Raw genomic sequence first — 21,345 nt, forward strand, 5'->3', positions numbered from 1 at the left:
CGCTCAGCACGCAATCGCTTGCGTCCTGTGTGAATTACTTTGTTTGGAATTGTTTAACGTGTTTTTCCAACACGAAAATAGGTTCCGTTACAAGTTTTTCGATATTGTTCAATTTTCAAGGTCCTGTAGCGCCTCAGCCAAGTGGCTGACAGCTTACTTATTTTACCACCGAAGCACCAGATTGTCAAGCACTTTTTTGAAGATTTTTTGAAGTTCTTAGGAGAACCAATAGGCCTTCGTACTTTTCCTGTCGCTTTTTCGGAGGTTTTTGTGTCAGACGTCCGCCTGACAGTAATGTATTTTAGCACAGACCCCCTCAAAAAGCAAGTCCTTTTTTCACTTTTTTTGAATTATTTTGCGGTTCGTCCTTTTGCCCAGTTTTTTCTCTCAGATTTGGCCGCTCTGTCCATCATTCGTCCAACAGCCTGTCCCGCATCACCTTTAATATCTTGCGCTCCCGCCGTGAGATCTGTACCTGCGTGGTATGGAGCAGTTTTGCCGTATCGCTCTGGGTCTTGCCCCCATAGAAACGCAGCTGGATAATAAGCCTGTCCTCTTCGGGCAGGCTCTTCAATACCTCCGCCAGCCCTATCTTATCTGCAAGCTCTTCCTCCGGCGACTCTACCGGAATATCCATCTGACGGTCGCCCTCTTCCCGGTTCTCCGGCGTCAGACTCATCGCAGGCTGCGCCGCCTGGATGGCCAGCGTGATATTCTCCACGCTTTCCCCCAGCTCCTCTGCCAGCTGCGACAGAGTAGGCTCTGCTCCGCAAAGCTTGCTGTGATGCTCCCGGGCTGCATTGATGCGCAGGTTCAGCTCTTTGAGTGACCGGCTCACCTTTACAGTGCCGCCGTCCCGGAACAGCTTTTTGATCTCGCCCAGAATGACCGGCACGGCGTAGGTGGAAAAACAGACGCCACGCGACTCATCAAAGCCGTCGTACGCTTTTACCAGCCCCATACAGCCGGCGCTGTAGAGGTCGTCGTATTCAATGCCTCTCCCCCGGAACCGTCCGGCGCAGGAATGCACCAGCCCCAGATTCTGCTCGATGAATGCGCTCCGCCGGGTCTTGTCCGTTACCATTGCGACGCCCTCTTTCTCTTTATTATGTAGAGCGCTCATCCAGACGCTTGGTCAACACCACCCGCGTCCCCTTTCCGGGCTGAGAGGACACTTTGACCTTATCCATAAAGCTCTGCATCACCGCAAAGCCCAGACCGGAGCGCTCTTCCGGGTTGCCGGTGGTGAAAAGAGGCTCCATAGCCTTTTCGACGTCCGGGATGCCGATGCCCTTATCCGTTACTGTTATCTTCACCAGCCGCTCCGGGTAGACGGCGATGCTCAGGGTCACCGGGCCAATGGCATCCGGGTAGGCGTGGACGATGCAGTTGGTCACCGCCTCGGACACCGCCGTCTTGATGTCGGCCAGCTGCGGCACGGTGGGGTCATACCGAGCCAGAAAGGCCGCCGCTGCGCCCCGGGCAAAAGCCTCGTTTGCACTGAGCGAATCAAATTGGATCTTTGCACTGTTTTCCGCTTTCATTTATATCCCTCCTGATACTTCCCCGCCCGGCTCGGTGCAGGGGATGCTTGCAAGCTGTAAGACCCGCCGGAGCTGTTCCGGCGCGTGCTGGATGCGCAGACTGCCGCCCAGCGTCCGGGCGCAGCGCTGCCGCCCCAGTATCAGCCCGATGCCCGACGAATCCATGAACCCCACTCCGCCGAGGTCCATCACCAGAATGCGCGGGCTGCGGGTGAGCAGGGCGTCGTCCAGCTGGATGCGAAGCCCCTGCGCCGCGTCGTGGTCGATCTCGCCGGCCAGATAGGCGTAGAGCACATCGTCCGCCGCGCTGAAGGTCACTGTCGCCATATCCTCATCTCCTTTTTTTCTGGCATAAAGAAAAGACCTGTACACCTTTTCAGTGTACAGGTCTTTCGGGTTATTTTTTAGAGAACGGTGTCGCTCAGCAGCTTTTCCGCCTCGAGGGCGATGGCCTCACTGCCGCAGACCAGCAGGCCGCGGCGGCTGTTGGCTTTCGCCTGCTCCACGGCCTCGGCCAGCGTCGGGCAGAACACCGCGTCGAAGTGATACCGTGCCTTTTCGGTCAGGCGCTCTGCCAGCGCCGCTTCCGTTCCCGCCGGGGCGACGAGGAAGACTTTGTCGAAGGGGTTCTCGCCCATGCCGGGCATGGTGCTCTTGTCCTTCTTCTGCTCTTCCGAAGTCAGTCCGGTCTCCAGTGCGGCAAGGAACGACTCCGCGCCTTCCTCCTCCGTCAGGCCGATCACGGCGCTCATGTGGCGCACCTTGGCCATATTGAGGACGCGCAGAAGGGCTGCAGCCTGCTGCGGAGTACGGCAGGCGTCAAGGATGATGAGGGGCTTCTGGGACAGGACGCGGATGCTGCTGCGGTTCTCCACAGCGGCAAGGCCCGCCAGAATGGCCTCATCGGGGATCTCAAAGCCCTTGCGCCAGAGGGCCAGCGCCAGCTCAACCGCGACGGCGGCATTGCCCGCCGCGTGACGGCCCAGGAAGGCCAGAGGGGCGGTGTATCCGCCGTAGTCCACCTTACTGGTGAACTTTTCCGCCTCAAGGAAGGTGATGTCCTCGGCGTCGGGGACGACGAGCTCGCACTCGGCCTTAGCCGCCGCCACCACCAGCTCACTCAGAACAGCCTTCGGCTGCTCCGGCGCGGTGACGCAGACGGCGTCCTTCCGCATGACGCCTGCGGCCAGCGCGGCCAGACGCTCCACCGAGCGGCTCACACCGTCCGGGCCGATGGCCGTGACGGCGCAGACCGGCATATTGGGCAGGGCCGATGCCAGACCGGCATCCGGCAGCTCCACCACTGCCAGCTTGCAGCCTGCCGCACCAAAGCAGCGGGCAGCCGCCGCCAGCTCTGCCGCCTCACGGGGCAGAGGCTTTGCGGCATTGAGAGCCTCAGCAGCCTGACAGAGCAGCACCGGGTCCACCGACACGCCGCCGATGGCGATGCGGGCCGACAGCGGCTCACAGCCGGCGCGGTAGAAGCCGACGTGGAACGCCGCCTCCCGCAGGATAGCCGCCAGCAGACCGGCAGCAGCGGTCTTGCCTGCCGTGCCGGCCACACCGACGAACTGCACCTTCTGGACATCCGCCGTCAGGGCAGCGCGCAGCTCCTCCGCCGGGGCAAAGCCCTCGGGCAGAGAAGAAAAATATTCGTTTGCCTGTTCGATGGTCATTGCGTCAATCCTCGTTTCGATGTTTGTAGAGCAGCCAGCACATCCTGCACAGGGCCAGACAGAACAGGCCCACCAGAATACCGGCCATCCCGCCCGAAAAATCCAGCCAGACGTCGGTGAGCTGGCTGCTCCGGCCATCGCTGAACATCTGGATGGTCTCGTCCGTCAGGGCCGTGAGCAGACCGCCCAGGATCGGCCACGAGATGTGAACGAAAAAGTGCCGGGTGTAGACCCGCAGGCAGAGGGTGAGCAGGAAGCCTTCCAGCGCATACTCGCAGAAATGCGCCAGCTTGCGCACGATGTGGTCTGTCAGGTGGTTCGCCGCGCCGGGCATTCCCAGACGGGTGAACACCTTTTTCATCAGAAGCAATACTCGTCCGCTTGCCGTTTCCGAGACGTCACCGATCTGCATGGAGTTGGAGAAGATGAATACGATGCAGGCGATAAGCGCAAAGGTAAAGATGACTCGTACCGCAATGAGCCAGGGAGAAGTTTTTTGCATATCAGGACCCGTTTCCCGCATCAGCCCAGAGCCTTGATGCTCTGCTCAATGTTGGCAAGCTTGTCCTGGCTCTTGGCGTGCTTATTGCGGATGTCCTCCACCAGAGCGGCGGGAGCGCGCTCGACGAACTTGGGGTTGTTGAGCTGGTTCTCGAACATGGCCAGTTCCTTCTCGGCCTTGGCCTTTTCCTTGTTCAGACGGGCCAGCTCCTTGTCGCGGTCGATGAGCTCCATCATGGGGATGAAGCCGCGGGCGGCGTGGGTGGACACCTGCACCATGCCGTCGGTGCTGCCCTCATACTTTTCGGTGAAGGTCACATCGGTGGCGAAGGCGAACTTTGCCAGATAGACCTCGGCGCTCTGGAAGGGAGCCGGGTCAGCCGTCTCGATGATCATGCTGGTCTTCTTGGCGGGGTGGACGTTCATCTCGGTGCGCATGGTACGCACGGCTTTGATGTAGTCCATCACCTTCTCGAAAGCTTCCTCTTCGTCGGCCCAGTTGTGAGCTTCATCGAAGGTGGGCCAGCTCTGGGTCATGATGGTCTCGGCAGAGCCGGGCAGAGCCTGATACAGCTCCTCGGTGATGAAGGGCATGAAGGGGTGCAGCAGCTTGAGGGCCTTGTCCAGCACATACACCAGCACGCGGCGGGCAGTGTCGGCCTGCTCGGCGTCGCCGGAGTTCAGGCGGGGCTTTGCGATCTCGATAAACCAGTCGCAGTAGACGTCCCAGATGAAGCTGTTGATCTTGGCAGCGGCCAGACCCATCTCGTAGTGGTCGAGGTTGTCGCTCATGGCGCCGGCCACCTGATTCAGCTTGGTCAGCACCCACTTATCGCTCATGTCCAGCTTCTCCTCGCCGGGCAGGCCGGGCTGGAAGTCCTCGGGCAGGTTCATCAGCACGAAGCGGGTAGCGTTCCACAGCTTGTTTGCAAAGTTGCGGGCAGCCTCCACCTTCTTCTCGCTGTAGCGCATGTCATTGCCCGGGGTAGAGCCGTCCACCAGCATAAAGCGCAGGGCGTCAGCGCCGTACTGGGCGATGACTTCCAGCGGGTCAATGCCGTTGCCAAGGCTCTTGGACATCTTGCGGCCCTGGCTGTCGCGGACGATGCCGTGGATGCAGACGGTGTCGAAGGGAGCCTTGCCGGTGTAAGCCAGACCGGAGAAGATCATGCGGCTGACCCAGAAGCCGATGATGTCGTAGCCGGTGACGAGGGTGTTGGTGGGATAGAAATACTTGAGGTCTTCGCTCTCCTCATTGGGCCAGCCCAGAGTGCTGAAGGGCCACAGAGCGGAAGAGAACCAGGTGTCGAGGGTATCGGGGTCCTGGGTGAGCCTGGTGCCGCCGCACTTGGGGCAGGTGCAGGGTGCGCTCTTGGCGACCACAGTCTCGCCGCAGTCGTCGCAGTACCAGGCCGGGATCTGGTGGCCCCACCACAGCTGGCGGCTGATGCACCAGTCGCGGGTGTTCTTCATCCAGTTCATATAGTTCTTGGTGAAGCGCTCCGGCACGAACTTGATGTCGCCCTTCTCCACGCTCTCGATGGCGGGCTTGGCCAGAGGCTCCATCTTGACGAACCACTGCTTGGACACCATGGGCTCGATGGTGGAGTGGCAGCGGTAGCAGGTGCCGACCTCGTGCTTCAGCGGCTCGATCTCCTTCAGGAAGCCGCCCTCCTTCAGGTCCGCGAGGATGGCCTTGCGGGCCTCGAGGGTGGTCATGCCGGCATACTTGCCGCAGTCCAGCACATGAGGCTCGTTGACGGTGTTCTTGCCTGCAGCAAACAGAGCATCGGCAGCAGCCTTATCGGCAGCGCCGGTCATGCGACCGTCGTAGGTGAAGACGCGGACGATGGGCAGGTCATGGCGCAGGCCGACCTCAAAGTCGTTGGGGTCGTGGGCCGGGGTGATCTTCACGACACCGGTACCCTTGGTCATGTCGGCGTGCTCGTCGCAGACGATGGGGATCTCCTTGTTCAGCAGGGGCAGGATGACATGGCAGCCGTGCAGATGAGCATAGCGGGGGTCATCGCCGTTGATGGCAACAGCGGTATCGCCCAGCATGGTCTCGGGACGGGTGGTAGCCAGTTCCAGCATCTCGCCGGTCTCCTTGACCGGGTAGAGCAGGTGCCAGAAGCTGCCGTCCTTTTCCTCATACTCCACCTCGGCGTCGGAAATGGAGGTGTTGCAGTGGGGGCACCAGTTGACCATGCGGTTGCCGCGGTAGATGAGGCCCTTGTCGTACAGGCGGACAAAGACTTCCTTGACAGCCTCAGAGCAGCCCTCGTCCATGGTGAAGCGCTCACGCTCCCAGTCGCAGCTGCTGCCCAGCTTCTTGAGCTGGCTGACGATGCGGTTGCCGTACTTGGTCTTCCAGGCCCAGGCGCGCTCCAGGAAGCCGTCGCGGCCCACCATTTCCTTGGTCAGGCCCTCAGCACGCATGGCCTCCACGACCTTGGCCTCCGTAGCGATGGAAGCGTGGTCCGTGCCAGGCACCCACAGGGCGGCATAGCCCTGCATCCGCTTGGTGCGGATGAGGATGTCCTGCATGGTGTTGTCCACGGCGTGGCCCATGTGGAGCTGGCCGGTGACATTCGGAGGGGGCATCACGATGGTGTAGGGCTTCTTGTCGGGGTCGGCCTTGGTGTGGAAGCAGCCGCCATCCAGCCAGAACTGGTAGATGCGGTCTTCCACCTGGCTCGGATCATACTGTTTTGCAAGTTCTTTCATAGTATCCTCCCAGATGAATAATTGGAGTGGGACGAAAAAAGCCGCCCCACGGAGCGTTCCATGGGACGGCTGTAATATAACCGCGGTACCACCCAAATTGCACACGGCTTTCTGCCGCATGCCCCTTGATGCCCCGATAACGTGGGGCAGACCCGGAGGCGACTACTCTTGTTTCCCCGCCTCTGCTCAAAAGCGACAGCACGCCGCACCGCCATACCGGGTTTTCAGCAGCCCCCGGCTCTCTGGATGGCGAAAACGACACACACTCTTTTTCCTTGCATTTATAAAAAGAATATAGCGTTTTTTGTGCGTTTTGTCAATCTCTTTTTGTCCGGAACAAAATTTTCACATCCTTGTGCGGGGCCTTCGCTCCCTGCGTCAGGCAGATTTTTTCTTCTCACCCTTCCGCGTCCAGAAGCTCCGTTTTCAGCCGGGCAATGAGCCGCTCCATCAGGGCCACACGGTTGAAGGGGGTCATGAGATAGAAGCCGTCGGCGTAGGGCAGAGCCTCCCGGGCCATCTGCATCGACACCTCAAGGCCCAGCGCCTCGCCCTGCTCCCGGTCGAGGCCCGCGAAGCGCTGGATGATGTCCTCCTCCACATGGATGCCGTTGATCTCGTTTTCCATAAAGATTGCGTTCCGCTGGCTGACCACGGGCATGATGCCGGCCAGAATTTTAGCCCGTTCACCCAGTGTCTGACGGGCCTTGCGGAGATTCTCCACCGCCTGTGCCGACAGCACCGGCTGGGTCAGGAAGCCCGACATCCCATTTTCCAGCTTTTCCACGGCCCGGCGCAGCTCCACGTCAAAGTTCCGGGCGTTGAGGTTCAGCGCACCAAAGACGGTCATGGCCGAGGGCATCTCCCGACCCTCCCCGGCCAGCGAGACGATGTACTGGGCCAGCTTGCGGGAGTTGAACTGGTAGACATTCTTCACCTCGTCCCGCTCTGCGGTGGGGATGGGGTCGCCGGTGATAGCCAGCACCTCCCGCACGCCCTCGGCGTAAAGGCCCAGCAGAAGGGCCTTGGTGGCGTTGAGGTTGCGGTCGCGGCAGGTCATGTGGGGCAGAGCACACATTCCCAGTTCCCGGTGTACCCGGCAGGCCACGAGGGAGGAATCCATCCGGGCCTGTGCGATGGGGCAGTCGGCGATGGTCAGCAGGTCAGCGCCTGCGGCCTGCAGCCGCCGTGCGCCGTCCAGATAGCCGCTCAGGTCGGCCACCCGGGGCGAATCCAGTTCAATGGCGATGACCTTCTCGCCTGCGTTCAGTTTCCGCAGGAAGGCATCATCTTTTTCCACTGCCGGTGCAGTCCCGGTGGAAAGTTTCGTTGCCGGAGCGGCTTCGGTCTGCTGGGGCAGGGCATCCAGCTCTGCACGCAGGGCCGCGATGTGGGCGGGCGTCGTACCGCAGCAGCCGCCCAAAATACGGACGCCCGCAGCGGCGATCTGCCCCATCTCCCGGGCAAAATACTCAGGCTTGCCCTGATACAGCACCCGCGCCCGGGTGACCACCGGATAGCCCGCGTTGGGCATCACCGACAGGGGCAGCAGCGTCTCGCCAAGGCCCTGCACCAGTTTCTTCATCGCGCCGGGGGCCGAGACGCAGTTCAGGCCCACGGCGTCCACCACGCCGCTCTGCTCCATCCGGCGCAGCAGGTCGCGGAACAGCAGGCCCTCGCGGGTGTAGCCGTCCGGCAGCACCGCGAAGGACACCATGACAAAGGCGTCCGGCACGGCCACACGCAGTGCCTTTACCGCCTCCACAATGCCTACATCGGAGCTGAGCGTCTCGAACAGAAAGTTCTTTGCACCCAGTGCGGCGAACTGCTGCGCCACAAGGCCGTAGGCGCTGCTGGCCGGGGCAGCTTCGGTGTCCGGGGCCGGGCCGAGGTCAGCAAAGACGGCGGCGTCCTTCTCGGCGGCAGCATCACAGGCCAGTTTCAAGCCCGCCTCGGCCAGCTCTTCCCAGCCCGGCATCTGTGCCGCCGCCATCCGGGGCAGACCGAAGGTGTTGGTCTTGATGGCCTGCGCACCTGCGGCCAGATATTCCGCATGGACCTTCTTCACGCCCTCGGGGTCGGTGAGGTTGGCCATTTCGCAGTCCGCGCCCGGTGCCGCTTTATAATAGGTACCCATTCCGCCGTCGAACAAAAGCGGCTTGTGGGCAAGATACTCTCGGATGTCCGTCATAGAAAGGTTCTCCTTTTTTATTTTCCTTGATTTTATAAAGAAATTCAGGTATAATTTTTGTATGAAAGTGAGGTGCTTTTGGATGCCCAAGATTCGTTCCAGCGCAGACCTGCGCAACAACTACAATGAGATCTCCACCTTCTGCCACGACTACGCCGAGCCGGTGTTCATCACCAAAAACGGCAAAGGCGACCTTGCCGTGATGAGCATCGAGACCTACGAGGCCCTGACAGCCCGGTTCGATTTGTACGCAAAATTGCAGGAAGGTCTGGATGACGTGGCGGCGGGAAGAACGCGCCCGCTGGATGAGTTCATGCAGGAACTGCAAAACAGAAGGAGTCTTCGATGAACTACGTTATCGATGTTGCCGCTTCTGCTCAGCATGACCTTGCAGATGCCTTCGACTATATCGACCTGACCTTGAAAAATCCCTCTGCTGCCGACAAGCTGGTTGCCATCGCATGGAAGAAATTCCGTTCTCTTGACACCTTCCCACAGCGTTTTTCACTTGTGAATGACCCATTTCTTTCCTCTTTGGGAATCCGGCTCATTCCAGTTCAAAACTATCTTGCATTTTATAAAGTCGACTCTTCCACCCAGACCGTCCACATCCTCCGCTTCCTGTATGGTCACAGCGACTGGCAGGCTATCCTGCGGGCGGATGTTCTTCCAACATGAGCATTCTCCCCGGCCCTTTGCCGGGGAGAATTTTTGTGCAGTCATCTTCAGTTTAATGAAGTTTGCGCACTTGTCAAGCATTTTTGCCCCGAAGCAGCCCATTTTGCTTGCGTCGAAGCCGGTTTTGTGCTATTCTATGCATATTTACAATGGTTGGGAGGAATGTATCATGCGCCACGCCGGCACACAGGAGATCGAAACGCCGCGGCTGCTTCTGCGCCGCCTTATGCCGTCGGATGCCCCGATGATGTACTCGAACTGGGCCAACGACCCGGAGGTCACCCGCTGGCTGCGCTGGACGCCGCACAAGGATGTGGCCGAGACGCAGGAGCTTCTGAGTGCATGGGCGCTGCTCTATCCCAACGAGGACTACTATCAGTGGGCCATCGTGGAAAAGGCCACCGGACAGGTGTTTGGCTCCATCAGCCTCTACAACAGCCTGCTGGGAGAACCGGCACAGCGAAATGAATGGCCGGGATTTGACCTCTCCGAGGGCATCTGGGAACCGGGCTACTGCATCGGCAGAGCATGGTGGGGCAAAGGCTGCACCACCGAGGCCCTGAACGCTCTGGTAGAATACTGGTTCAAGAATACAGACAGTAATTGGCTTGCCTGCTCCCACGCCGTGGAGAACCCCGCCAGCGGCAAGGTCATGATGAAAGCAGGCTTTGTTTACGACCACGAGGCCGTCTACCACAAATTCGACGGTACAGCGATCCCCTGCAAGTGCTATGCCCTGACGCGAGAACACTACGAATCGCTATATTCTCCAAACGAATAACAGAAAGGAATCATTTTGAGCGAACTTTACGATATTTTAGTTGAAACTCCCCCGACGAAGGTCATCCTTCTCGCCCTCGACCAGGGCCTGTGGGACTGCGAGCGCAGCCTTGCCGAGCTGGCTGCGCTGTGTGAGGCCAACCACATGGAGGCCGTGGCCGAAGTCACCCAGAAGCGCCAGACCCCTGAGACCGGCATCGTGCTGGGCAGCGGCAAGCTGGAAGAAGCCGCTGCGGCCGCAGCAGAGCTGGGGGCCGAGTGCGCCGTCTTCGACGGTGAGCTGACCGGCAGCCAGATCCGCAACATCTCCACGGCCCTCGGCGGCCTCGAAGTCATCGACCGCACCATGCTCATCCTCGAGATCTTCCGCAGCCGTGCCGTGACCAACGAAGGCAAGCTGCAGACCGAGCTGGCCCTCCTGCGCTACCGTCTGCCCCGCCTGCAGGGCATGGGCGAAAGCCTGAGCCGTCAGGGCGGCGGCGGTGGCGGCGGCGGCGGCGCCCGCCGTGGTGCCGGTGAAACGAAGCTCGAGCTTGACCGCCGCCACGTCCACGCCCGCATCGACGCACTGGCTGAGAAGCTGGCCGAGATGGAAAAGCGCCGGGGCGAGAGCCGGAAAGCCCGCGCCAAGACCGGAATGCCGGTGGTCAGCCTCGTGGGCTACACCAACGTGGGCAAATCCAGCCTGATGAACGCCCTCTGCGGCCCCAGCGTCGCCGAGGCCGATATGCTCTTTGCCACCCTCGACCCCACCAGCCGGAAGCTCGTCCTGCCCAGCGGCATGGCCGTGCTGCTGGTGGACACCGTCGGCTTCGTCTCCCGTCTGCCCCACAATCTGGTGGAAGCATTCAAGTCCACGCTGGAAGAGGCCGCATGGTCGGACGTCATCGTCCGGGTGGCTGACGCCGGCGATGAGCAGCGGGAGGAGCAGCTGGCCGTCACCGACGAAGTGTTGGACGGCCTCGACTGCGCCGACATCCCCCGCCTGACCGTCTACAACAAGTGCGACAAGCCCGGCGCGCTGAGCTTCGACCCCGACATCCTGCTCACCAGCGCCAAGACCGGCTACGGCCTCGACAAGCTGCTGGCCAAGCTGGATGAGACCCTCAGCGACCGCGTCCACACCATCCGCGTTCTCCTGCCCTACGATAAGCTGGGCCTCGCCGCCCCCATGCGGGAGCGCGGCAGCGTCCAGCTCGAGGAGTACCGTGAAGACGGCCTCTACCTCGAAGGCATCGTCAAGACCGAAGACCTCCACTGCTTCGAGGGCTATCTGGTCTGAGGACCCGCATACGAAAAGAACCGGACTCCGCGGAGTCCGGTTCTTTTGCATTTCAAGGCATCAGCCTGCGGCAGAGGGCGCTTCCTCTTCGCCCATCAGCTGGTCGTACCGGCCGGTGAACACCCGTTCCGGCAGGGCCGCCGTCAGGGCGAGGGCGGCGGTGAACCGCTCCTCATCGGTCAGCGCTTCCTCCACCGGAGGGAAGTGCGCGAGCACTTCGTCCAGCTGCTTTTTGACCTTCCGGGCCACGAAGATGCCCCGGTCGGTGAGGTAGATCTTGCCGTAATACTCCTTGACGATCATCCCCCGCTCCATCAGCAGGTTCAGCACCCGCACCACCGAGGGTTTGGTCACGCCCAGCTTCTCGGCGATGCTGCGGGAGCTGATGTCAAGATGGGTCTGCGAGACCTCATAGATCGCGAGCAGGTACCGCAGGTGTGCTGGCGTCAGTTCCATCTCGTATCACTCTCTTTTCGTTATATCACACAAACTCTTGGTTTACAAAAGGGGCGCGGGCCAAAGCCTTGACCCGCGCCCCCTTCTCCTACGCGATCGCTCAGTGGCAGCCACCGCCGCAGCTGCTGCAGTTTCCACTGCAGCCGCCGTCACAGCCGCCGCTGCATCCACTGCAGCCGCCATGCTTATGAGAGTGCCAGGTGATCCAGCCTACACCGCCAAACACGATGGCTCCGACGATGATCGTCGGCAGATTGAAATTAGCAGCCAGGAACTCCATCATAACAATGCACTCCTTTCAGCGCGTTTTGAGAAGTTTTTTACTTGATCTTGGAAACGTCGATCTTGACTTCGTTGTCGTTCACATACTTGTTGGGACGTACCATCAGGTAGATGAAGGCCACCAGGATGACAGCAGCCACGATGGTAAAGAAGTTGAAGCCGACCTCACCGGTGATGAGGCCGCCCAGCTGGTACACGACCAGAGCGGAGCAGTAGGCCAGTGCGCACATATAGCCGATAGCGAATGCCGTCCACTTGCCGTTGTTCATCTCACGCTTGATCGCACCCATAGCAGCGAAGCAGGGAGCGCACAGCAGGTTGAAGATCATGAATGCGTAAGCGCTCAGAGCGGTGTAATCAGCAGCAACGAGGCTCCAGATCTCGTCGCCGTTCTCAGACAGCTCCTCGCCGCCGAAGTGATACAGGACGCCGAAGGTGCCGACGACGTTCTCCTTTGCGATCAGGCCGGAGACAGAAGCGACGGTAGCCTTCCAGTTGCCGAAGCCCAGAGGCGCGAAGATCCAAGCGACTTTGGTTGCGATAGCAGCCAGGACGGAGTTGTCCTGATCCTCGACCATGCCGAAGGCGCCGTTCTCGAAGCCGAAGCCCTGCAGGAACCACAGGACGACGGTAGCAGCCAGAATGACGGAGCCGGCACGCTTGATGAAGGACCAGCCGCGCTCCCAGGTAGCACGGAAGACATTGCCCCAGGCGGGGATGTGGTATGCGGGCAGCTCCATAACAAAGGGAGCAGGGTCGCCTGCAAAGGCCTTGGTCTTCTTCAGGATGATGCCGGAGCAGATGATGGCAGCCATGCCGATGAAGTAAGCGGAGACAGCCACCAGAGAAGAACCGCCGAACAGAGCACCTGCGATCAGGCCGATGATGGGCATCTTAGCGCCGCAGGGGATGAAGCAGGTGGTCATGATGGTCATACGGCGGTCGCGCTCGTTCTCGATGGTACGAGAAGCCATGACGCCCGGGACGCCGCAGCCAGTGCCGACCAGCACGGGAATGAAGCTCTTGCCGGACAGGCCGAACTTACGGAAGATACGGTCCATGATGAAGGCGACACGGGACATATAGCCGATGTCCTCCAGGATGGACAGCAGGAAGAACAGGACCAGCATCTGGGGAACGAAGCCCAGGACCGCGCCGACACCGGCGACGATGCCGTCCATGATCAGGCCGTACAGCCAGCCCGCCACGCCGATGCTCTCGAGGAAACCGCCCAGCGCGTTGGGGACGATCTCACCGAACAGGACGTCGTTGGTCCAGTCGGTCGCAAACGTGCCGATGGCCCAGCCGCCGTCGGCGATGGAAGTACCCATGGACAGGGAGTACATCAGGTACATGATGACTGCGAAGATGGGCAGAGCCAGCACACGGTTGGTGACGATCTGGTCGACCTTATCGGAAACGGTCAGGTGCTCGACGCGGGCCTTCTTCTTGACAGCCTTATCGACGACGCCATTGATGTATGCGTAACGCTGGTTGGTGATGATGCTCTCGGCGTCATCGTCCATCTCAGCCTCGCAGTCCTTGATGTGCTGGTCGATGTGAGCGATCAGGTCGGAGGAGAGCTTCAGCTCATCCATGACCTTGTCGTCGCGCTCGAACAGCTTGACAGCGTACCAGCGCAGGAAGCGGTCATCGACCTTGCCCTGAATGGACTCCTCGATGTGCGCGATGGCGTGCTCGACGCTGCCGGTGAAGACGTGGGGCAGCTCGCCGCCCTTTCCAGCCTTTGCAGCAGCCATAGCAGCCTTTGCAGCAGCCTCGGTGCCTTCGCCCTTCAGGGCGCTGATCTCAACAGCCTGACAGCCCAGCTCGGCGCTCAGCTTCTTCAGGTCGATCTTGTCGCCGTTCTTGCGGACGAGGTCGATCATGTTGACAGCCATGACCACGGGGATGCCCAGCTCGATGAGTTGAGTGGTCAGGTACAGGTTGCGCTCGATGTTGGTGCCATCAATGATGTTCAGGATGGCATCGGGCTTCTCCTTGACCAGGTAAGTACGGGAGACGACCTCTTCCAGAGTGTACGGAGACAGGGAGTAGATACCGGGCAGGTCCTGGATGATGACATCCTTCTCGCCCTTCAGCTTGCCTTCCTTCTTCTCGACGGTAACGCCGGGCCAGTTGCCGACGTACTGATTAGAGCCGGTCAGATTGTTGAACAGGGTAGTCTTACCACAGTTCGGGTTGCCGGCCAGTGCAATTTTAATGCTCATTGCAACTCCTTTCCTCTCGTTACGATCAAACGACTTCGATCATTTCGGCGTCGGCCTTGCGCACGCTCAGCTCGTAGTTGCGCACGGTCAGCTCCATCGGGTCGCCCAGAGGGGCCACCTTGCGGACATAGATCTCCACACCCTTGGTGATGCCCATGTCCATGATGCGGCGTTTGACCGGGCCTTCGCCGTGCAGGCGCGCCACGGTGGCAGTCTCGCCGACCTTAACGTCTTTCAGAGTCTTCATAAAAAATCCTCCTCTACTTGTCTTTCTATTCAGAGACTATCCCAGTTTCGGAGCGTCTCCCAAACAGCGTTTTGCCGCTGCTCAGCCAACCATAATGCGGTTTGCCATCGTCTTGTCGAGGGCCAGACGGCTCTCCTTGACCTGAACGATGAGGTTGCCTGCGATCTCATTGACGACAGTCACCTGACTGCCCACCACGAAACCAAGCTCCGCCAGATGCAGACGCACTTCATCCTTGCCGGTGATCTTCTGGATGGTGACGGTATCGCCTGCTTTTGCCATAGTCAAAGGCATCATAATTGTTCCACTCCCATTCGTGCTCCCCCTTCTGCGGGGAGCTTTTCGGTTCGCTTTTTTCGTCCTCGGGGATGGTCGCACCAGCCAGACGCCGCAACGCGCTCGCTCATGCCCGCGTCCCCCTCCGAAAAGCTACGGCAGTTAGTCAGTCGCAACTATCAGCATAGATAGTTTATACTTACTAACCCGCATTGTCAACCATTTTCCGGCTCAAAAAAGTTAGTTTGTATGAACAAACAAATTTTCTTCCCTTATTTCAAGAAGATTTTTACAGTTTCTATATGCTAACTTTGTTTGCATATATTTACGATTTTTCTCTTTTACACTCCCCGCAAATGACACAGCCGCCCGGTGCAGGGGGTATTCTGCAACGAGCGGCCGCGTGTCAAAAGGAGGATTCTTCCCGCCAGTGCGTGGTTTCGCTCTGGCGGGCGCCAGGATAAAAAGAGAGTATTTGGAAGAGAATGTCAAAATTCAGGGGCGTCAGGCTGCGACAGCCAGACGCTGGATGGGCGTTCCGCTGCGGAACAGACGGAGATACACCGCCGTACACTTGTTCAGCTGAGCAAAATGCTGCTGGGCGGCATTGGGGTCACCATAGGCTTTCCAGCAGCCGCAGCAGGTGAAGTTGCGGCCCGCATTTTCGATAAAGCCCACCACATCGTAAAGCGGATAGCCCAGAAATACGCCGATCTCATGGGGGAAATCGGCCTCGCAGCAGAGCCGGCGGGACAACTGCCGCAAAAGCGGCGCGTAATCGTCCGACTGCTGAGGCAGAGTGTAGCCTTCCTTGCACAGGAAATCCCGCACCTGCGGCTGGGCCAGCACAGCGCGGAGCTTGCTCTCGCGGTAGACGTACACCAGATACCGGTGGGTCCGCACACAGCCCTTGAGGACGCGGACGCAGAGGCCCTTTTCGCCCAGCTGTTCGTTCCAGCTGCGGACGCGGCGGGCAAGGTCGGCGCAGTCGCTCGTCTCGTAGCGGAAAAGTCCCGCAGGCTTTAAGCTGGCCAGCACCGGGGCGCACTGTTCGATCATGACTGTCTCAAAGTTGCGTTCCATGTCTTCGGCCTCCCTGCCCGTTTTCCACTATTGTCTCCTGCCGTGTGGTGCTTATGCAGGAGATGTAGTTAGAAAGAGCTAACCAGAACTTCAAAAAGAATGCGGCAGCCTGCCCCTCTCGAGCTTCTTCCGCTTCTTGGTTAGTCATTTCTAACGTGGCATTATCTTACCATAGGTCCGGCTCTGTGTCAACACCTTTTTGCAAAAATATTTGCTCCATTTTCTCCGCCGTGCTATACTGAGCCAAAGCTGATATAAAGGAATGGTATCCCCATGCATCTTATCTCACCCGAAGAGCTGGCCTCGACCATCTCCGACCGTCTGGCCCGACAGCCTGCCGTCCTCGTCGCACTGGATGGCCGCTGCGGCAGCGGCAAAACGACGCTGGCCGCACAGCTGGCAGAGCGTTTTCCTCAAAGCATCACCGTCCACACCGATGACTTCTATCTCCCGCCATCCCGACGAGTCACAGGCTGGGAGAAGATCCCCTGCGCCAACATGGACATCCAGCGCCTGCGGGATGAGGTCGTCGCTCCCGCCCGGGCAGGGCAGGCATTCTCCTACCAGGCCTACTCCTGCCGCGAAGGTGCCTATCTGCCGCCGCGTTCCCTCGGCCCTGCGCCGCTGGTCATCGTGGAGGGAAGCTACAGCCATCACCCCAGCCTTGCACCCTATTATGATATAAGAATATTCGTCACCTGCTCTCCCGATGAGCAGGCCCGGCGGCTCCGCAAACGGGAGGGGGAGCTGTATTCGAATTTTGTGGAGCGGTGGATCCCGCTGGAAGAGGGGTATTTTGCAAATTACTCCATTGAGGAGAACGCGGAGATGATGGTCGTTACTGATTGACGGCATCGCGCGCTGGTGGCGCGGGGCAGGTTTTTTCTTTTGGTCAAGCGGCTTGCGCTCCGCGCGGGCCAGAGGTAGGGAGGGGTGTTTCGAATCCCCCCTCCCTACCTCTGGACTCCACTCTCCCCGCAACGAGTTAAGGGCTGCTCGCCCTTAACAATTCCAAAGAAGTGGGCTCCAAGCAAAAATGCTGGAGATTCGTGCATTCGCACGAAGATCTCTTAACCGCATTTTCGCTCTCCGCCGTTTTACGGCTTCGCCGAAGATTTCAGGCTTTCGCTGAACTTTACCGTCAGCAGAGAGGTAACACCAGCTGCGGAGCAGCAAATCGGAGAAACGAGAAAAAAGCGTTAAGCGCAGCGACTAGCTTTTTTCCGTTTCGACAACCCCTTCGGGGTCTGAAAGGGGCGAGCAGCCCCTTTCTCGTGGATCCAGCGCGTCGAAATCGCTGGTGGTTTTCTGGTTCTCTTTTGACATCAAAAGAGAACAATCAGCCTTAATGAAAAAGCGCTCTGACCCCGCGCCACCGGCGCGAGAACCATTTCTGGTTCTCTTTTGGTGCGCAAAAGAGAACTTAGCTCCACGAAAGAGCGCTCTGCCCTTGTAAAAAGCCCTTAAAAAGGGTATCATAAAGAAAAAAGCAAAGGAGCCTTACTTATGCGTGCTTACGAGCGACTGCTGAAATATGCCAAAGTATACACCACCTCGGACCCCGAGTCCGGCACCCACCCTTCTGCCGCACGGGAATTCGACCTTGCCCACCTGCTGGTGGAAGAGATGAAGTCCATCGGCATTGAGGACGCCTTTGTGGACGAGCACTGCTACGTCTACGGCAGCATCCCCGCCACCAAGGGCTGCGAGAAGAAGCCTGCGCTGGGCCTCATCGCCCACATGGACACTGCCCCCGACGCTCCCGGCGAGAACGTCAAGCCCATCCTCCACGAGAACTACGACGGCGGCGACGTCACCCTGCCCGGCACCGGCATGGTCATGAAGACCTCCACCTTCCCCTTCCTGAAGGAGCTGAAGGGTGAGACCCTCATCACCACCGACGGCACCACCCTGCTGGGCGCTGACGATAAATCCGGCGTCGCTGAGATCCTGACCGCTGCCGAGACCCTTATCAAAAAGAAGCTGCCCCACGGCAAGCTCTGCATCGCTTTTACCCCCGATGAGGAGATCGGCGAGGGCGCTTCTCTCTTCGACATCCCGGGCTTCGGCGCAGACTTCGCCTACACCGTCGATGGCGGCGACGTGGGCGGCATCGAGTACGAGAACTTCAACGCCGCATCTGCCACTGTCACCATCCACGGCTTCTCCGTCCACCCCGGCAGCGCCAAGGACGCTATGATCAACGCCTCCAACGTGGCAATGGAATTCCACATGGCCCTGCCCGTCATGGCCCGCCCCGAGACCACCGAGGGCTATCAGGGCTTCTACCATCTGTGCCAGATGTACGGCGACGTCACCGAGGCAAAGCTGGGCTACATCCTCCGCGACCACGACGCCGGCAAGCTGCAGTTCAAGAAGGACAACCTTCTCCACATCGCCTGCTACCTCAACGGCAAGTACGGCCCCGGCACGGTGGAAGTCGAGATCAAGGACAGCTACCGCAATATGCTGGAGAAGATCAAGCCCCACTTCCACCTCGTGGAGACGGCCCGCAAGGCCATCGAGAAGGCCGGTCTGACCCCGGAAGAGATCCCCGTCCGCGGCGGCACCGACGGCGCTGTCCTGAGCTGGAAGGGTCTGCCCTGCCCCAACCTCGGCACCGGCGGTTTCAACTTCCACGGCGTCTGCGAATGCACCACCGTCGAGCGGATGGACAAGGCCACCGAGATCCTGCTGAATATCATTGAGCTTTACTCTAAATAACTTCGCATCGTAAAAAATGGCTCCGGCATCTGCCGGAGCCATTTTTTTCTTCTTAAAACTCGATGCTCTGCGCCGCCTTGGCGATGGCTCCCAGCAGCTCCACCAGCTTGCTCTCGTCCATCCGGCTGCTGTTGTTGGCAAAGGCGTAGAAGCAGCCCTGCACGCAGAACGAGAGCAGGATGCCCCGGTTCAAATCAGCCGCGAAGGTCGGGTCGGCTTCCTCAAAGCGCTGGCGCAGCCCCTTCTCGATGCTGTTGGCGAAGATGCCCTGCCGACTGCCCGAAAAAAGGATGTTCACGGCCCGCTGGTTCTGCATGAAGGCATGGAACAGCTCCCGCGTCAGCGTCTCTGCCTGATGCAGTGCCACGCTGTCGTTGGTGCGGGGTACGCTGGCCAGGATAGACTCGATGAGCTTGTTTTCCAGCGCATTGGCCAGTGCGTAGATGTCCTCATAGTGGGCATAGAACGTCGATTTGTTGATGCAGGCCATCGCACACAAATCTTTTATCTTGATTTTTTCCAGAGGGTTCTTCTCCCGCAGTTCCATGAAAGCCTGTTCGATGGCGCGGTCGGTGCGGGCGATACGGATGTCCACAAAATCCACCTCTTCCGTGTTTTAGTTGATTATCCAACGGTTTTCGTCTTTCGTCGATGGACAAGACCCCGTGGATTTTTTACAATGAAAGCAGGTCCCTTATTCTTCTTTTTTATAGAGCAGGCCCTTGGCGTCCAGTGCCGCTTCGATGCGGCGGAACGCCTCCGGCGTGGGGCAGCTCAGGGTGTGCAGATGCACACCGCCGGTCATCCGGCTCAGCAGGCACTCGGGCGTGTCCGCCGCCTGCTGGATAAAATGGTCCACGTCGTACCGGCTGGCGAGGTTGAGGTTGCCGCGCAGCTCACCGTAAAGCGGGTTCTCCACGGCCACATCCACCACGATGCCGCCCTGGTCCACCACGGTATACAGCTCCTCCCGCATCTGGTCTGCGGTGCTGTGGACACAGGCGAGGATGCCCGTATAGCCCCGCGCCGCCGGGTGGAGCTGATAGCCTCGGGGCGTTGCGTCGATTTGAGTCCCCGACGCCCGCAGCAGGGCCACGTCACCCACCACGATCTGCCGCGAGACCCCCAGTTCCCCGGCCAGTACACTGGCACTCAGCGGTGCATCGGCCTCCGTCAGCCGCTCTAAGATCACTTTTCTGCGCTGCGCAGCATTCATCTTCCACACTCCCCCTTTTATCCTACCAGCCGCAGCAGGGTGGCGTAGTTGGAGGGAAGCTGGACTTTCAGTTTCCCCCACTCCACCTGCGTCAGGATGGGCTGACTGCCCACACAGTCGGCCAGCAGGTCTTCGACACCCGAAGCCTCCACCGGCAGCTGGAATTCCATCGAAACCGGGCTGTCACCGTTATTGTACACCGCCACGACAGCCTTGCCGTCCAGCACCCGGGCGTAGGCGTAGCTCTGGGTGGTCAGCGTCAGCTCCTTGAACTCGCCCCAGCTCAGCTCGGGACACTCCGCTTTCAGCCTGCCCAGTGCAGCATAGATGCTGGTGACAGGGTTCGTCTTCTCGGCGTGGGTGTAGTCGGCCAGCTCGAGGCAGGGGCGGAGCGGCCAGTCGCTGCCCCACTCTTTTTTGCCCTCGATGCCAAATTCCGAGCCATAATAGATGGACGGAATGCCCCAAAGCGTATATACTAGAAGAGCAATATGCCGGATGTGCTCGCGGTTGCGCAGTTTGTTGGGCAGCCGCTCCACATCGTGGTTATCCGAGAAGTTATAGAGCCGGGTATCGTGGCAGAGGCCCTGCAGACGCCGCATGGTATGGGCGATCTCGAAATAGTTGTGGTCGTTGTGGCCGCTCCACAAACCCTTATGCAGTTCGTAGTTGGTGACGGAGTGGAGCATCTCGGGGTTTGCCCAGCGGCTGTAGTCGCCGTGGATGACCTCGCCCATCAGCCAGAACTCGGGCTTCACCTCGTTGGCAACGCGGCGCAGGCCTTTCATGAAATCGAAGTCCAGCACGTCGGCAGCGTCCAGACGGATGCCGTCAATATCGAACTCATCCACCCAGAAGCGGATGGTATCGAAGTGGTAGTTCTGCACCTCGGGGTTGCGCTGGTTCAGCTTGACCAGCAGGTTGAAGCCGCCCCAGTTGCCGTAAGAGAAGCCGTCGTTGTACTCGTTGTTGCCCCAGAAATTCACGTCGCAGAACCAGTCGCGGTAGCGGGCGTTCTCGCGGTGCTCCTTCAGCTCCTGGAACGCGAAGAAATCGCGGCCCACATGGTTGAACACGCCGTCCACGATGACCTTCTGGCCCCGCTGATGGCAGGCGGCGACAAATTCCCTGAACTCCTCGTTGGTGCCGAGACGCCGGTCTACCAGACGGTAGTCGATGGTGTCATAGCCGTGGGAACCGCTCTCGAACAGCGGGCCGATATAGATCGCCGTACAGCCAAGCTTTGCCGCGTGCTGAGCCCATGCATCCAGCTTTTTGAAAGCCCCGGGGACAGGCTGTCCGTCGTTTTCATGCGCGCAGCCGCACAATCCCAGAGGATAGATGTGATAGAATACCGCATTGTCATACCAAGCCATTGTCTGTACCGCTCCTGTTTTCAAAAAGTTACAGCAGAGCACTTTTCCGACAAAAGTGCATCTTTGTCCTATTCA

The 21,345-nt window shown here is 59.6% G+C and carries 22 protein-coding genes and 1 other annotated feature; of the genes, 6 read left to right on the forward strand and 16 right to left on the reverse strand.

Annotated features, from left to right (window positions below):
* Positions 1–409 precede the first annotated feature (409 nt).
* The 7 genes from F3G95_RS06755 to F3G95_RS06785 all read right to left on the reverse strand — a co-directional run bounded on the left by F3G95_RS06755 (position 410) and on the right by F3G95_RS06785 (position 8,639).
* The gene (locus tag F3G95_RS06755; protein WP_149794345.1) at positions 410–1,084 is read right to left on the reverse strand and encodes a sigma-70 family RNA polymerase sigma factor; all 675 of its coding nucleotides are present in this window, start codon (positions 1,082–1,084) and stop codon (positions 410–412) included.
* 22 nt (positions 1,085–1,106) lie between these two features.
* The gene (spoIIAB, locus tag F3G95_RS06760; protein ID WP_015565629.1) at positions 1,107–1,544 is read right to left on the reverse strand and encodes an anti-sigma F factor; all 438 of its coding nucleotides are present in this window, start codon (positions 1,542–1,544) and stop codon (positions 1,107–1,109) included.
* Positions 1,545–1,871, reverse strand: a complete 327-nt coding sequence (locus tag F3G95_RS06765; protein ID WP_015565628.1) for an anti-sigma factor antagonist — start codon at positions 1,869–1,871, stop codon at positions 1,545–1,547.
* Between the two features lie 77 nt (positions 1,872–1,948).
* On the reverse strand, positions 1,949–3,220 hold the full coding sequence (locus F3G95_RS06770) for a folylpolyglutamate synthase (RefSeq protein ID WP_149794346.1): 1,272 nt from the start codon (positions 3,218–3,220) through the stop codon (positions 1,949–1,951).
* Positions 3,221–3,224: 4 nt separating this feature from the next.
* The gene (locus F3G95_RS06775; RefSeq protein WP_149794347.1) at positions 3,225–3,722 is read right to left on the reverse strand and encodes a VanZ family protein; all 498 of its coding nucleotides are present in this window, start codon (positions 3,720–3,722) and stop codon (positions 3,225–3,227) included.
* A gap of 20 nt (positions 3,723–3,742) precedes the next feature.
* A complete protein-coding gene (locus tag F3G95_RS06780) occupies positions 3,743–6,448 on the reverse strand; it encodes a valine--tRNA ligase (protein ID WP_149794348.1) in 2,706 nt (901 codons plus the stop codon).
* A 58-nt stretch (positions 6,449–6,506) separates the two neighbouring features.
* Positions 6,507–6,733 (reverse strand) — a binding site (T-box leader).
* A gap of 112 nt (positions 6,734–6,845) precedes the next feature.
* Positions 6,846–8,639, reverse strand: a complete 1,794-nt coding sequence (locus F3G95_RS06785; RefSeq protein ID WP_149794349.1) for a bifunctional homocysteine S-methyltransferase/methylenetetrahydrofolate reductase — start codon at positions 8,637–8,639, stop codon at positions 6,846–6,848.
* An 82-nt stretch (positions 8,640–8,721) separates the two neighbouring features.
* Between F3G95_RS06785 and F3G95_RS06790 the strand changes: the two genes are divergently transcribed.
* The 4 genes from F3G95_RS06790 (at position 8,722) to hflX (ending at position 11,379) form a co-directional block, all read left to right on the forward strand.
* Positions 8,722–8,988: a type II toxin-antitoxin system Phd/YefM family antitoxin gene (locus tag F3G95_RS06790; protein ID WP_149794350.1), complete on the forward strand. Its 267-nt coding sequence runs from the start codon at positions 8,722–8,724 to the stop codon at positions 8,986–8,988.
* The gene (locus tag F3G95_RS06795; RefSeq protein WP_149794351.1) at positions 8,985–9,317 is read left to right on the forward strand and encodes a type II toxin-antitoxin system RelE/ParE family toxin; all 333 of its coding nucleotides are present in this window, start codon (positions 8,985–8,987) and stop codon (positions 9,315–9,317) included. Before F3G95_RS06790 ends, F3G95_RS06795 begins: the two co-directional genes overlap by 4 nt.
* 169 nt (positions 9,318–9,486) lie before the next feature.
* Positions 9,487–10,098, forward strand: a complete 612-nt coding sequence (locus tag F3G95_RS06800) for a GNAT family N-acetyltransferase (protein ID WP_149794352.1) — start codon at positions 9,487–9,489, stop codon at positions 10,096–10,098.
* Positions 10,099–10,113: 15 nt separating this feature from the next.
* Positions 10,114–11,379: a GTPase HflX gene (gene hflX / locus F3G95_RS06805; protein ID WP_149794353.1), complete on the forward strand. Its 1,266-nt coding sequence runs from the start codon at positions 10,114–10,116 to the stop codon at positions 11,377–11,379.
* 60 nt (positions 11,380–11,439) lie between these two features.
* Here the strand turns inward: hflX and F3G95_RS06810 are convergent, their stop codons facing one another.
* From F3G95_RS06810 to F3G95_RS06835, 6 genes are all read right to left on the reverse strand, one after another.
* Complete coding sequence (locus F3G95_RS06810; RefSeq protein WP_149794354.1) at positions 11,440–11,835, reverse strand: MarR family transcriptional regulator; 396 nt, start codon at positions 11,833–11,835, stop codon at positions 11,440–11,442.
* Between the two features lie 100 nt (positions 11,836–11,935).
* A complete protein-coding gene (locus tag F3G95_RS06815; protein ID WP_149794355.1) occupies positions 11,936–12,118 on the reverse strand; it encodes a FeoB-associated Cys-rich membrane protein in 183 nt (60 codons plus the stop codon).
* Positions 12,119–12,155: 37 nt separating this feature from the next.
* Complete coding sequence (gene feoB, locus F3G95_RS06820) at positions 12,156–14,348, reverse strand: ferrous iron transport protein B (RefSeq protein WP_149794356.1); 2,193 nt, start codon at positions 14,346–14,348, stop codon at positions 12,156–12,158.
* A 25-nt stretch (positions 14,349–14,373) separates the two neighbouring features.
* Entirely contained in the window at positions 14,374–14,595 is a 222-nt protein-coding gene (locus F3G95_RS06825) for a FeoA family protein (RefSeq protein WP_015565615.1), read from the reverse strand.
* A gap of 81 nt (positions 14,596–14,676) precedes the next feature.
* Positions 14,677–14,892, reverse strand: a complete 216-nt coding sequence (locus tag F3G95_RS06830; RefSeq protein WP_149794357.1) for a FeoA family protein — start codon at positions 14,890–14,892, stop codon at positions 14,677–14,679.
* Positions 14,893–15,375: 483 nt separating this feature from the next.
* Positions 15,376–15,954, reverse strand: coding sequence for a DUF3793 family protein (locus F3G95_RS06835; protein WP_149794358.1), 579 nt, complete (start codon positions 15,952–15,954; stop codon positions 15,376–15,378).
* 273 nt (positions 15,955–16,227) lie between these two features.
* Here F3G95_RS06835 and F3G95_RS06840 point away from each other — a divergent pair, with 273 nt between their 5' ends.
* Both F3G95_RS06840 and pepT read left to right on the forward strand, forming a co-directional pair.
* Positions 16,228–16,803, forward strand: coding sequence for an AAA family ATPase (locus tag F3G95_RS06840; RefSeq protein ID WP_149794359.1), 576 nt, complete (start codon positions 16,228–16,230; stop codon positions 16,801–16,803).
* Between the two features lie 657 nt (positions 16,804–17,460).
* Entirely contained in the window at positions 17,461–18,678 is a 1,218-nt protein-coding gene (gene pepT / locus F3G95_RS06845; RefSeq protein WP_149794360.1) for a peptidase T, read from the forward strand.
* A 52-nt stretch (positions 18,679–18,730) separates the two neighbouring features.
* On the opposite strand, the gene F3G95_RS06850 is transcribed toward pepT, so the two are convergent.
* From F3G95_RS06850 to F3G95_RS06860, 3 genes are all read right to left on the reverse strand, one after another.
* Entirely contained in the window at positions 18,731–19,273 is a 543-nt protein-coding gene (locus F3G95_RS06850; RefSeq protein WP_149794361.1) for a TetR/AcrR family transcriptional regulator, read from the reverse strand.
* Positions 19,274–19,372: 99 nt separating this feature from the next.
* Complete coding sequence (locus tag F3G95_RS06855) at positions 19,373–19,894, reverse strand: transcription repressor NadR (RefSeq protein WP_149794362.1); 522 nt, start codon at positions 19,892–19,894, stop codon at positions 19,373–19,375.
* Between the two features lie 17 nt (positions 19,895–19,911).
* The gene (locus F3G95_RS06860) at positions 19,912–21,270 is read right to left on the reverse strand and encodes an alpha-amylase family glycosyl hydrolase (protein ID WP_149794363.1); all 1,359 of its coding nucleotides are present in this window, start codon (positions 21,268–21,270) and stop codon (positions 19,912–19,914) included.
* Between the last annotated feature and the right edge of the window lie 75 nt (positions 21,271–21,345).

Source organism: Faecalibacterium sp. Marseille-P9312 (assembly GCF_902497445.1).
GTDB classification, from domain to species: Bacteria; Bacillota; Clostridia; order Oscillospirales; family Ruminococcaceae; genus Faecalibacterium; species Faecalibacterium longum.

Excerpts from the sequence above, each read along its gene's own strand:
- F3G95_RS06795 (WP_149794351.1), top strand. The coding sequence starts at position 8,985 with ATGAACTACGTTATCGATGTTGCCGCTTCTGCTCAGCATGACCTTGCA.
- spoIIAB (WP_015565629.1), bottom strand. The coding sequence starts at position 1,544 with ATGAAAGCGGAAAACAGTGCAAAGATCCAATTTGATTCGCTCAGTGCA.
- F3G95_RS06765 (WP_015565628.1), bottom strand. The coding sequence starts at position 1,871 with ATGGCGACAGTGACCTTCAGCGCGGCGGACGATGTGCTCTACGCCTAT.
- F3G95_RS06830 (WP_149794357.1), bottom strand. The coding sequence starts at position 14,892 with ATGATGCCTTTGACTATGGCAAAAGCAGGCGATACCGTCACCATCCAG.
- F3G95_RS06835 (WP_149794358.1), bottom strand. The coding sequence starts at position 15,954 with ATGGAACGCAACTTTGAGACAGTCATGATCGAACAGTGCGCCCCGGTG.
- pepT (WP_149794360.1), top strand. The coding sequence starts at position 17,461 with ATGCGTGCTTACGAGCGACTGCTGAAATATGCCAAAGTATACACCACC.
- F3G95_RS06775 (WP_149794347.1), bottom strand. The coding sequence starts at position 3,722 with ATGCAAAAAACTTCTCCCTGGCTCATTGCGGTACGAGTCATCTTTACC.
- F3G95_RS06855 (WP_149794362.1), bottom strand. The coding sequence starts at position 19,894 with ATGAATGCTGCGCAGCGCAGAAAAGTGATCTTAGAGCGGCTGACGGAG.
- F3G95_RS06840 (WP_149794359.1), top strand. The coding sequence starts at position 16,228 with ATGCATCTTATCTCACCCGAAGAGCTGGCCTCGACCATCTCCGACCGT.
- F3G95_RS06810 (WP_149794354.1), bottom strand. The coding sequence starts at position 11,835 with ATGGAACTGACGCCAGCACACCTGCGGTACCTGCTCGCGATCTATGAG.
- F3G95_RS06800 (WP_149794352.1), top strand. The coding sequence starts at position 9,487 with ATGCGCCACGCCGGCACACAGGAGATCGAAACGCCGCGGCTGCTTCTG.
- F3G95_RS06755 (WP_149794345.1), bottom strand. The coding sequence starts at position 1,084 with ATGGTAACGGACAAGACCCGGCGGAGCGCATTCATCGAGCAGAATCTG.
- F3G95_RS06815 (WP_149794355.1), bottom strand. The coding sequence starts at position 12,118 with ATGATGGAGTTCCTGGCTGCTAATTTCAATCTGCCGACGATCATCGTC.
- F3G95_RS06780 (WP_149794348.1), bottom strand. The coding sequence starts at position 6,448 with ATGAAAGAACTTGCAAAACAGTATGATCCGAGCCAGGTGGAAGACCGC.
- F3G95_RS06790 (WP_149794350.1), top strand. The coding sequence starts at position 8,722 with ATGCCCAAGATTCGTTCCAGCGCAGACCTGCGCAACAACTACAATGAG.
- F3G95_RS06825 (WP_015565615.1), bottom strand. The coding sequence starts at position 14,595 with ATGAAGACTCTGAAAGACGTTAAGGTCGGCGAGACTGCCACCGTGGCG.
- F3G95_RS06785 (WP_149794349.1), bottom strand. The coding sequence starts at position 8,639 with ATGACGGACATCCGAGAGTATCTTGCCCACAAGCCGCTTTTGTTCGAC.
- F3G95_RS06860 (WP_149794363.1), bottom strand. The coding sequence starts at position 21,270 with ATGGCTTGGTATGACAATGCGGTATTCTATCACATCTATCCTCTGGGA.
- F3G95_RS06770 (WP_149794346.1), bottom strand. The coding sequence starts at position 3,220 with ATGACCATCGAACAGGCAAACGAATATTTTTCTTCTCTGCCCGAGGGC.
- feoB (WP_149794356.1), bottom strand. The coding sequence starts at position 14,348 with ATGAGCATTAAAATTGCACTGGCCGGCAACCCGAACTGTGGTAAGACT.